Source organism: Catenulispora pinisilvae, assembly GCF_015356865.1.
Lineage (GTDB): Bacteria > Actinomycetota > Actinomycetes > Streptomycetales > Catenulisporaceae > Catenulispora > Catenulispora pinisilvae.
This window is the reverse complement of the sequence record NZ_JAAFZA010000321.1, coordinates 1-10,043: the sequence shown is the minus strand read 5'-3', so window position 1 is coordinate 10,043 and position 10,043 is coordinate 1. Positions and strand designations below refer to the sequence as shown.

10 protein-coding genes and 1 pseudogene are annotated in these 10,043 nt (G+C 70.7%); 4 read left to right on the top strand and 7 right to left on the bottom strand.

Annotation, left to right across the window (positions count from 1 at the left end):
- A pseudogene (locus IZR01_RS44880) lies at positions 1-213 on the top strand (hypothetical protein); the annotation flags it as partial.
- Between the two features lie 366 nt (positions 214-579).
- Here IZR01_RS44880 and IZR01_RS44875 read toward each other — a convergent pair.
- From IZR01_RS44875 to IZR01_RS44865, 3 genes are all read right to left on the bottom strand, one after another.
- Positions 580-1,209 carry a hypothetical protein gene (locus IZR01_RS44875; RefSeq protein WP_194897504.1) on the bottom strand — a complete coding sequence of 210 codons (630 nt, stop codon included), beginning with the start codon at positions 1,207-1,209 and terminating at the stop codon, positions 580-582.
- Positions 1,206-2,750: an ATP-binding protein gene (locus IZR01_RS44870; protein WP_194897503.1), complete on the bottom strand. Its 1,545-nt coding sequence runs from the start codon at positions 2,748-2,750 to the stop codon at positions 1,206-1,208. Before IZR01_RS44870 ends, IZR01_RS44875 begins: the two co-directional genes overlap by 4 nt.
- 87 nt (positions 2,751-2,837) lie before the next feature.
- Positions 2,838-3,515: a response regulator gene (locus IZR01_RS44865; protein WP_194897502.1), complete on the bottom strand. Its 678-nt coding sequence runs from the start codon at positions 3,513-3,515 to the stop codon at positions 2,838-2,840.
- A 116-nt stretch (positions 3,516-3,631) separates the two neighbouring features.
- On the opposite strand from IZR01_RS44865, the gene IZR01_RS44860 reads away from it, so the two are divergent.
- Positions 3,632-4,171 carry a SigE family RNA polymerase sigma factor gene (locus tag IZR01_RS44860; protein ID WP_194897501.1) on the top strand — a complete coding sequence of 180 codons (540 nt, stop codon included), beginning with the start codon at positions 3,632-3,634 and terminating at the stop codon, positions 4,169-4,171.
- A gap of 195 nt (positions 4,172-4,366) precedes the next feature.
- Positions 4,367-5,179 (top strand): hypothetical protein, encoded by an 813-nt coding sequence (locus tag IZR01_RS44855; RefSeq protein WP_194927395.1) that lies wholly within the window; start codon positions 4,367-4,369, stop codon positions 5,177-5,179.
- 166 nt (positions 5,180-5,345) lie between these two features.
- Here the strand turns inward: IZR01_RS44855 and IZR01_RS44850 are convergent, their stop codons facing one another.
- The 4 genes from IZR01_RS44850 to deoC all read right to left on the bottom strand — a co-directional run bounded on the left by IZR01_RS44850 (position 5,346) and on the right by deoC (position 9,181).
- Positions 5,346-5,690, bottom strand: a complete 345-nt coding sequence (locus tag IZR01_RS44850; protein WP_194899732.1) for a hypothetical protein — start codon at positions 5,688-5,690, stop codon at positions 5,346-5,348.
- A 71-nt stretch (positions 5,691-5,761) separates the two neighbouring features.
- Positions 5,762-6,778, bottom strand: a complete 1,017-nt coding sequence (locus IZR01_RS44845; RefSeq protein ID WP_194927394.1) for an aldehyde dehydrogenase family protein — start codon at positions 6,776-6,778, stop codon at positions 5,762-5,764.
- A complete protein-coding gene (locus tag IZR01_RS44840; protein WP_194899739.1) occupies positions 6,771-8,198 on the bottom strand; it encodes an aldehyde dehydrogenase family protein in 1,428 nt (475 codons plus the stop codon). Before IZR01_RS44840 ends, IZR01_RS44845 begins: the two co-directional genes overlap by 8 nt.
- A 41-nt stretch (positions 8,199-8,239) precedes the next feature.
- Complete coding sequence (deoC, locus tag IZR01_RS44835) at positions 8,240-9,181, bottom strand: deoxyribose-phosphate aldolase (protein ID WP_194927393.1); 942 nt, start codon at positions 9,179-9,181, stop codon at positions 8,240-8,242.
- A gap of 119 nt (positions 9,182-9,300) precedes the next feature.
- On the opposite strand from deoC, the gene IZR01_RS54850 reads away from it, so the two are divergent.
- On the top strand, positions 9,301-10,043 hold a 743-nt coding region (locus IZR01_RS54850), incomplete at its 3' end, for a hypothetical protein (protein WP_194927392.1).

Genomic DNA, 10,043 nt, shown 5'->3' with positions numbered 1-10,043 from the left:
GCCCAGGCCCCCGCCCCGGCGGCGGCCCCGGTCCCGAACGCGCAGACCGGCCCGCTGGACTCCGTCACCAACGCCCTGCACGGCCTGCCGATCGCCGGCCAGCTCACCGGCCCCGGCGGGAGCCTGCCGGTGGTCGGCGGCCTCGGCGGCGGTCTCGGCGGCGGCCTGCCGCTCGGCGGTCTGACCGGCGGGCTGGCGGGCCTCGGCGGCTGAGACCCGAGCAGATCCACCGATGCGGCAACGCCGTCGGCGAAGCTCCGATCCCTTCGCCGGCGGCATCCGAAGAACTGAATCAGAGTCCACCGATACCGGGTCGGACCCGCGCTGAATCAGGCAACTGACGACGGCGTGAACCACCACCGCGGCCCAGAATCCCGCCGCACCGAGAGCTTTCCCCACCCGAACCCGAGCCGTGCGACAGTGAAGACCGCCGGCTCGGATGCCACCCGTGCGATCAGGGCACGGACACAACCCGGCCGCGTTGCCGGTTTCGATAGTTGATCTTTCCGGCGGCCGCGCCGATCCCCGAGACGGGGGTCGCGCGGCCGTCGCGTTTCAGTTGCTGCCGGCCCGGTCGCCTCAGTTGCCGGCGAAGCTCTTGCTCACCGTCGGCTGGGACGGCTGGGACGGCTTGGCCGCAGCGCCGGCGTTCGCCGGGACCACCCCCTCGGTGCAGTCCTGCCAGTCGGTGTCCGTGCCCCCTCCGGGACTCTGGACGATCAGCCGGGTGCTCGGGTTGTGGGTGTCCGGGTGCAGGATCCACCACTGGTCGAAGGTGCAGTACAGCTGCTGCAGGGCCAGCGCGCCCAGTTTGGTCGGGCTGTTCACGATGTACATGTGCGCCTGGTCGGTCGGCTTGAAGGTGAGGCCCGGTGGTACGTAGGTCGTGTACTGCGCCAGCTCCTCGTCGTTGGACAACTGGGCCAGCTCGTTCGGCAGGTCCATGGGATCGGGCTGCTTGGCGATCGGCCGGTTGATCATCGAGCCCGGGCCCCGGTTGATGCTGGAGAACAGGAACACCGACACCGTGTATGGATACTGCGACGGCGAGACCGTCTGCGGGCTGCTCGCCGAGGATTCGCCGAACGGCTCGGTCTGCGCGACGTTCACCCCCGTCGGCTGCACCCCGCAGCCGGCGGCGGTCAGGGCCAGGGCGATGGCGGCCGAGGCGACGGCGATCGCCTTGCCGCGCCTGCCTCCGGCGCTCACTCCGGCGCTCCCTGCGCCGGGACGGTCGCCCGCAACGGCAGCCGCAGGGTGAAGACCGCGCCGCCGGCTGGATGGTTGCCGCCGGTCAGCTCGCCGCCGTGGATGTGCGCGTTCTCGTAGGCGATCGACAGCCCCAACCCGCTGCCCTCGGAACGGACGCGTGCCTTGTCGGCCTTGTAGAAGCGCTCGAAGATGTGCTCCAGGGCGTCCGGGGGGATACCCGGCCCGTGGTCGCGCACCTGCAGGACGAGGTTCGGTCCGAACACGCCGATGGACAACTCCACAGGTCCTTCCCCGCCGTGCTTTATCGCGTTGCCGACCATGTTCGCCACGATCACGTCGATCCGGCGCTGGTCCACCGTGACGATCAGGCCCGGCGGCACGTTCAGGGTGACGCGTCCGGTCCAGGCCCGCGCGTCCAGGCAACCGGTCACGAGTGCCACCAGGTCGACTTCCTCCCGGCGCAGCTGCGCGGTGCCGGCGTCGAATCGCGAGATCTCCATCAAGTCCTCGACCAGCCGGGCCAGCCGCCGGGTCTCGTTGACGATCAGCTTCGCGGCCGGCGCGCTCTCGTCGCCGACGTCCGTCGCCTCTTCGAGCATGTCCGTGACGGCGGTCATCGCGGTGAGCGGAGTGCGCAGCTCGTGCGAGACGTCCGCGACGAAGCGCCGCGAGGAGGCCTCCAGCGACCGCAGCTCCGCGATCGAGCGCTCCAGGGCCTCCGCGGTCTCGTTGAAGGTCCGCGACACGTCCGCGACCTCGTCGTTGCCCCTCACCTCGACCCGGGTATCCAACTTGCCGGCTCCCAATCGCCGGGCCGCGATCCCCAGACGCCGCAGGGGGAGCAGGACACCGCGCGAGGCGAGCAGGCCGAGCAGGATCGATATGGCTATGGCGACCGCTGCCGCGATGGCCGAGTTCTGGGCCAGCCGGGTCAGGTCTTCCTGCTGCGGCTCCAGACTGACGAAGTCATAGACCTCGATTCCGTTGGGCTGCACTGAGCTCCCGATGATCAGATACGGCTGGCGGTTCACCGTCGCCCGCTGCCAGGCGATATTCGTCTTCGCGAAGTCGCGCAGCTTGGCCGGTATCGAGTCATAGCTGAGGGAGTTGTCGACTGTTCCGTCGCTCATCGACGCGCGGTGCAAGTACCAGTTCGTACCGCTGGCGGCCTGGAGTTTGAACGCCAGGCTGGTCAGGTTGACCGGCAGCGGCGCCGGGCGCGCGTTGTCGAGCTGCTCCTGGTACTCGCTTACCGCGGCTTTGAATTGCAGCACCGAGCTTTGGTTCATGCGGTTCATCAACGACTGCCGGGTCAGCACATACGAGACCCCGGTCACCGCCACCGACGTCATCAGCGCCACCGCCGCGAACGCCGCCAGCAGCCGCATCCGCAGCCCGGTCAGCCGCAACGGCCGCTTGTGCCGCCGTCGGTCCCGGTCGGCACGGCGCGGCAGCTCCTGTACCTTCGGCGCTTTGCCGGACCCCTTGCTGCTCTTCGGCTTGTCCGCCAAGCCGTCCTTCGGCTTCTCCCTAAGCACGGTTCACACCCAAGCAGTCATGGCTCTGAGTGAGCAAGCCAGTGCTCTTCGTAGTGCTCCGCGTAGCGAAACTCCGCCTGCCCGCGTTCACCGGGGCGGGTCCAGCCGGTAGCCGACACCGCGCACCGTCTTGATCAGCGTCGGTTCGGCGGGGACGTCCTCCACCTTCGCGCGCAGCCGTTGCACGCAGGCGTCGACCAGGCGGGAGTCGCCGAGGTAGTCGTGCTCCCACACCAGGCGCAGCAGTTGCTGGCGGGACAGGGCCTGGCCGGCGTGGCGGGACAGCTCCATCACCAGCTTCAGCTCGGTCGGGGTCAACGGGATCGGGGTGCCCCGCTTGCTCACCGTCATGGCTGAGCGGTCCACCGTCAAGTCCCCGTAGACCGCGACGTCGCTGGTCTCCCGTTCGCCGCGGCGTAGGACGGCGCGGATGCGGGCGTCCAGGACGCGGGGCTGGACCGGCTTCACGACGTAGTCGTCGGCGCCGGATTCCAGGCCGACGACCACGTCGATGTCGTCGCTGCGGGCGGTGAGCAGGATGATCGGGAGTTGTTCGGTGCGGCGGATCTGGCGGCAGACCTCGAAGCCGTCCACTCCGGGCAGCATGACGTCCAGGACGATCAGGTCGGGGCGCACGGTCTTGTAGCTGGCCAGCGCCTCCTCGCCGCTGGCGGCGACGGCGACCTGGTGGCCCTGGCGGGTCAGGGCCAGCTGGAGCGCCGTGCGGATCGCGGCGTCGTCTTCGACCAGGAGCAGGGACGGCATGGGTGCCATTCTGCCTTGACCTGGGCGGCTCTCAGGAAGCCTTCAGGTAAGGGCTGTTGCACTCCTGTGACACGTCGCGGACGAAGCGCGGAAGGGCGACGGCGAGCCTTCTAGCTATGACGGACCATGCCCCCGACGTACGCGGCCCGCGTGACGACTTCACGGAGTACGTCGCGACCCGCCGCTCGACGCTGCTGCGCGCGGCCTGCCAGCTGACCACCAACCCCGCCGACGCCGAGGACCTGCTGCAAGAAGGCCTGGTCAAGGTCTACGGCGCCTGGCACCGCATCGCCGACAAGCGGGTGGCGCACGCCTATGTGCGGCGCACCATGTCCAACCACCAGATATCGCAGTGGCGGCGGCACCGGGTCGAGGAGTACCCGGCCTCCGACGAGCTGCCGGACTCGGCGGTGTGGGATCTGGACACCGAGCGTATTGAGTTGCGTACAGTCCTGCACCACGCGCTGGCCGCGCTCCCGCACCGAGACCGGCAGGTTCTGGCGCTGCGCTACTACGGTTCGTACACGGACTCCGAGATCGCCGAGCGGCTTGGGATGTCTGTGGGTACGGTGAAGTCCACCTTGTGGCGCGCGTTGAGGAAACTGCGCGAGAACGGCGCCGTGCGGACATTGCACGCTGATCTGGTGGCCGCCTGACAAGGTCTGAGTGCCGGTCGCGGTCCCGAGTGGGACCCGTAGTGGACTAGGTGCTTGTATTTCTTTGGTAAAGGCAAACCGGCGTCAATCCATAGATAACGCGATGAGCTGAGCGTTTCGTGTTCCCGCGCCTCCGGTTGTGTGGAAGGCTGTTCGCCGAAGACTGACCGACTCACAGTTAGGGGCAACGAGGTCATGCCTCCGATAGCTCAGCGCCTCCGCGAACCGGCGGCCTTTGTGCTGCTGGCCTACGGCGCGATCAGCACGCTGTTCAACACCATCACGTTCCTGTTCGGCCCGGGTGAGGGTACCAACAGCGGGTTCGGCACCATCAAACCGTCCTTCTCCGACCGTGCCGCGGGCGAGGTCGGGAGCCTGCTGAACGTCGTCGTCGTGGGCGCGGTGGTGGCCGGGGTGGTGCTGGCGCACCTGCCGTCGCATCTGAAGAACGCCAAGGTCATCACGCTGGCGTCGTTGATCACCCTGGGCGTCGCGGACCTGTTCGGCGTCGTCGCGCTGTTCTCCGCCTTCGGCGCCAACGGCGTCACCGGCTGGGATAAGACCTCGACCTTCTTCATCTCGCTGGGCGCGCTGGCGGTCGACGGCATCGGTACCTGGCTGGTCCTGGGCTTCTTCCAGCACCACCACCAGCCGGCCAAGCCGGCCGGCGGCTTCCAGCAGCCGCAGCAGCAGTGGGGCCCGGGCCCGCAGCCGCAGCAGCAGCCGTGGCAGCAGCAGCCGCAGGCGGGTCCGCCGCCGCAGCAGCAGCCGTGGGGCCCGCCGCCTCAGCAGCAGGCGCCGCAGCCGACCGCGCCGCAGCAGCAGCAACCGCAACCGCAGTGGGGTCAGCCGCAGCAGGATGCCGACGCGATGATGACGCAGGCCATCCCGACGGTGCCGTCGGGGCCGGGGCCGCAGGGTCAGCCGCCGCAGCAGCAGCAACCGCCGCAGCAGCAGCCCCCGCAGCAGGATGGCGGGCTGCCGATCGGCAACTGGACCGCGGAGTGACGCTGCGTCCGTAGCAGGAACCACGGGGAGGGCCGGCCTTGGGCCGGCCCTCCTGCTTTTCCGGTGTGTCAGTGTTCAGCGTTCAGGGCCTGGGCCTCAGGGCTCAGAGCCCAGCGCTCAGCGTTCGGGGCCCAGGGCCCAGGGCTCAGAGCCCAGGGCTCAGCGCTCAGGGCAGCAGCTTGCCCACCACCGGGACCTCCGCCAGCGGCAGCCCGTCGTGGAACGGCGCGGTGACCGGGAACGTCGACAGGTCCATGCCGCCCACCGGCACGTGCAGGTTGTTCGACAGCAGATCCAGCGGCGTGTGGGCGAGCGGGTACAGCGGCGTGGCGGCGAGCCCGGCGGTGGCCTGGTGGAAGGTCGCCATGGCCGTGGCGGTGCCGGCGTCGGCGCTGGGCGCGTCGGAGGGCTGGGCCGCGGCGTGTGCGGCCGGGGCGGCGACCAGGGCGAGACCGGACAGTGCGGCCAGGCCGAGGGCGCGCCGGGCGGTGGAGTGGGGGTTGATGGACATGTCCGCTCCAACGACAGTGGGTGCCCCGTCGTTACGACGGGGCACCCACTGGTGACTTCCGGTGACGGGCGTCAGATTCCGACCGGGTGCCACACCGTCTTGGTCTCCAGGAACGGCTTCACCCGCGCCAGCCCCGGATCCGCGCTCCAGTCGTAGCCGGCCGCCGGCCGCACGACCCGCTTCAGGTTCTCCGCGGCCGAGACCTCCAGGTCCCGGGCCAGCGTCGAGCCGGCCTCGATCCCGGCCAGGTCCAGGGCGTTCACGTCCAGGTGCGAGGCCAGCCATGGGGCCAGCTCGGCCGGGGCGCCGGTCAGGATGTTGACGACGCCGCCGGGCAGGTCGGAGGTCGCCATCACCTCGCCGAGGGTCACCGCCGGCACCGCGGCCGCGTCCGGCGCCACCACCACGACGGCGTTGCCGCCGACGATCGCCGGGGCGAGGACCGAGGTCAGCCCGAGCAGCGTCGGCCGGGCCGGGGCCAGCAGCGCCACCACGCCGGTCGGCTCCGGCGAGGAGATGTTCCAGTACGGCCCGGCGACCGGGTTGGCCGAGCCGAGCACCTGCATGAGCTTGTCCGACCAGCCCGCGTACCAGACCCAGCGGTCGACCGCGGCGTCCACCTGCGCGTAGCCGGCGGCCACGTTCACGCCCTCGACGCTCGCGATCTGCTGCGCGAACTGGTCGCGGCGCTCTTCCATCATCTCCGCGATCCGGTACAGGATCTGGCCCCGGTTGTAGGCCGTGGCCTTGGCCCAGCCGGCCTGCGCCGACCGGGCCGCGCGCACCGCGTCCCGCGCGTCCTTGCGCGAGGCCTGGGCCGCGTTGGCGAGGAACTCGCCGGAGGGTGCCGTCACCACGTAGCTTCGTCCACTCTCCGAGCGCGGGAAGGCGCCGCCGATGTAGAGCTTGTAGGTCTTGCGGACCGAGGAACGCGGCGCGGCCGGAGCCGGAGTCGGGGCCGGAGCTGGCGACGTCACCACGGCCTCTTGCGGCGCGGCCTTCGAAGCCTTCCCGGTCTTCGGGGTCTTCTTGGCCTCAGCCTTCTTGGGCTCAGTCTTCTTGGCGTCAGCCTTCTTGGTCTCAGACATCGAGGTAAGCCTCCAGACCGTGGCGCCCGCCCTCGCGGCCGTACCCGGACTCCTTGTAGCCGCCGAACGGCGAGGTGGGGTCGAAGCGGTTGAACGTGTTCGCCCACACCACGCCGGCGCGCATTTGTTTCGCCAGCCAGAGGATCCGCGAACCCTTGTCCGTCCACACGCCCGCGGACAGGCCGTAGGCGGTGTTGTTGGCCTTCTCCACGGCCTCGGCCGGGGTCCGGAACGTCAGCACCGACAGCACCGGCCCGAAGATCTCCTCGTGCGCGATCCGGTGCGCCTGCGAGACGCCGGTGAAGATGGTCGGGGCGAAGAAGAAGCCGCGCTCGGGCAGCTCGCACGGCGGCGACCAGCGGGTCGCGCCCTCGGCCTCGCCGGCCTCGGTCAGGGTCCGGATCTTCGCCAGCTGCTCGGCGGAGTTGATCGCGCCGATGTCGGTGTTCTTGTCCAGCGGGTCGCCGACCCGCAGCGTCTTCATCCGCTCCCGCAGCCGGTCCACGACCTCCTCGGCCACCGACTCCTGCACCAGCAGCCGGGACCCGGCGCAGCACACGTGCCCCTGGTTGAAGAAGATGCCGTCGACGATGCCCTCGATCGCCTGCTCCAGCGGGGCGTCGTCGAAGACCAGGTTGGCCGCCTTGCCGCCGAGCTCCAGCGTCACCTTCTTCGAGGTCCCGGCCACCTGCTTGGCGATCATGCGGCCGACCTCGGTGGAGCCGGTGAAGGCCACCTTGTCCACGCCGGGGTGCCCGACCACGGCCGCGCCGGTCGCCCCGGCGCCGGTGAGGATGTTCACCACGCCCGGCGGCAGATCAGCCTGCTGACAGATCTCGGCGAACAGCAGCGCGGTCAGCGGGGTGGTCTCGGCGGGCTTGAGGACCACGGTGTTCCCGCACGCCAGCGCCGGCGCCACCTTCCAGGCCAGCATCAGCAGCGGGAAGTTCCACGGGATGACCTGACCGGCCACGCCCAGCGGCCTGGGGTCCGGGCCGAGGTTGGCGTAGCCGAGCTTGTCGGCCCAGCCGGCGTAGTAGAAGAAGTGCGCGGCGGCCAGCGGGATGTCGACGTCGCGGGACTCGCGGATCGGCTTGCCGTTGTCCAGCGACTCCAGGACGGCCAGTTCGCGGGCCCGCTCCTGGATGATGCGCGCGATGCGGAAGATGTACTTGGCGCGCTCGCTGCCCGGCATGCGGGACCAGACCTCGTCGTACGCCCGGCGCGCGACGGCCACGGCGCGGTCCACGTCGGCGGCGTCGGCCATCGCGACCTCGGCCAGCACCTCCTCGGTGGCCGGGTTGACCGACTTGAAGGTGCCGCCCGAGCCGTCGGCGAACTCGCCGTCCACGAACAGGCCGTAGGACGGCTTCAGGTCCACGACCGAGCGGGACTCCGGCGCCGGGGCGTACTCGAACAGGCCCCGGGCGGCCGTGCTCTGAGCTGCTGAGTTGGCCATGGTCAGTCCACCGTCACGTAGTCGGGGCCGGAGTACACGCCGGTGGCGAGCTTGCGGCGTTGCAGCAGCAGGTCGTTGAGCAGGCTGGAGGCGCCGAAGCGGAACCAGTCCGGGGACAGCCAGTCCGGGCCGGCCGTCTCGTTCACCGTCACCAGGTACTTGATCGCGTCCTTGGCGGTGCGGATGCCGCCGGCCGGCTTCACGCCGACCTGCCGGCCGGTCTGCGCGCGGAAGTCGCGGACCGACTCCAGCATCAGCAGGGTCACCGGCAGCGTGGCGGCCGGGCTCACCTTGCCGGTGGAGGTCTTGATGAAGTCGGCGCCGGACAGCATCGCGAGCCAGGAGGCGCGCTTGACGTTGTCGTAGGTGGCCAGCTCGCCGGTCTCCAGGATCACCTTGAGGTGGGCGTCGTGGCCGCCGGTCCGGCAGGCCTGCTTGACCGCGGCGATCTCCTCGGCGACGGCGCCGTACCGGCCGGCCAGGAAGGCGCCGCGGTCGATCACCATGTCGATCTCGTCGGCCCCGGCCTCGACCGCGGCGGCGGTGTCGGCCAGCTTCACGGCCAGGGGCGCGCGGCCGCTCGGGAACGCGGTGGCCACCGAGGCCACCTTGATGCCGGTGCCGGCCAGCGCCGCCTTGGCGGTGGCGACCATGTCGCCGTAGACGCAGATGGCGGCCACGCTCGGGCAGTCGGGCTGATTCGGCTCCGGGTGCGCGCCCTTGGCGCACAGCGCCCGGACCTTCCCCGGCGTGTCGGCGCCCTCCAGCGTGGTCAGGTCCACCATCCGCACGGCCAGGTCCAGCGCCTCGGCCTTCGCGGTGGTCTTGATAGATCGGGTCCCCAGTCGCGCGGCGCGGGCGTCGGCGCCCACCTGGTCCGCCGGCGGCAGGCCGTGGAGGAGGCGGCGCAGGCCCGCGTCGTCGAGGGCGAGTTGTGCGGTCACGCCGACCACGGTAGCCGTGCCGCTCTCGCTGGTGAAATGGCAGGTCTTGCCGATCACCGGTTGGTCACAATCGTCGCGCGGTCTCGGAGCGTGGGACGGCGGGTGGCAGAATCGGGAGTATGCGACTCAAATCCCCGGCCCCGGCAGACGGCGCGACAGCGTCGCCCGTGGAGAAGCCCACCTCCTACCGCACCGTCGGCTCCCTCGGGACCGGCGTTCTGCTGGTGGTCTTCGGCGGGATCTTCCTGCTCGCGTTCGGCCTCGGCTCGGAGAAGCACCCGGTCGGCTCCACGATCGGCCTGTTCATGATGGTCTGCGGCGCGGTCGGCGGCCTCTACCCGGCCGCCTTCAGCCACCCCGACCGCCTGGCGATCCGCAACCCCTTCCGCCGCGTCGACATCAGCTGGCCCCGCGTCGAGACCCTCTCGGCCCGGCTGTCCACGGTGGTCGAGACCGTGGCCGAGGAGGGCAAGCCGCACAAGTTCACCATCTGGGCCATCCCGGTCTCGATGCACGAGCGCCGCAAGTCCGACCGGGCCATAACGAAGAAGGTCCGCACCGCCCGCGCCGAGTCGGCCAAGCAGGCCGCCGGCGCCGGCGACATCGCGGGCAGCACGATCGGCGCCGCCGGCTACGGCCGCCCCAAGACGCTGCGCGACGACCCGGTGGAGACCCTGGCCTTCGCCGACCAGGCCGTGGTGGAGATGCGCGACCGCAAGCGGATGTGCACGACGTCGGTGGAGAAGGCGGCGCCGCCGTCGGCCACGCCGAACGGCACGGTCACCACCGCGGCCACGGCCATCCCGAGCGCCAGGCCGTCGCCTTCGCTGGTGTGCCGGCCCAAGGCGGCGCCGGCCAGGAT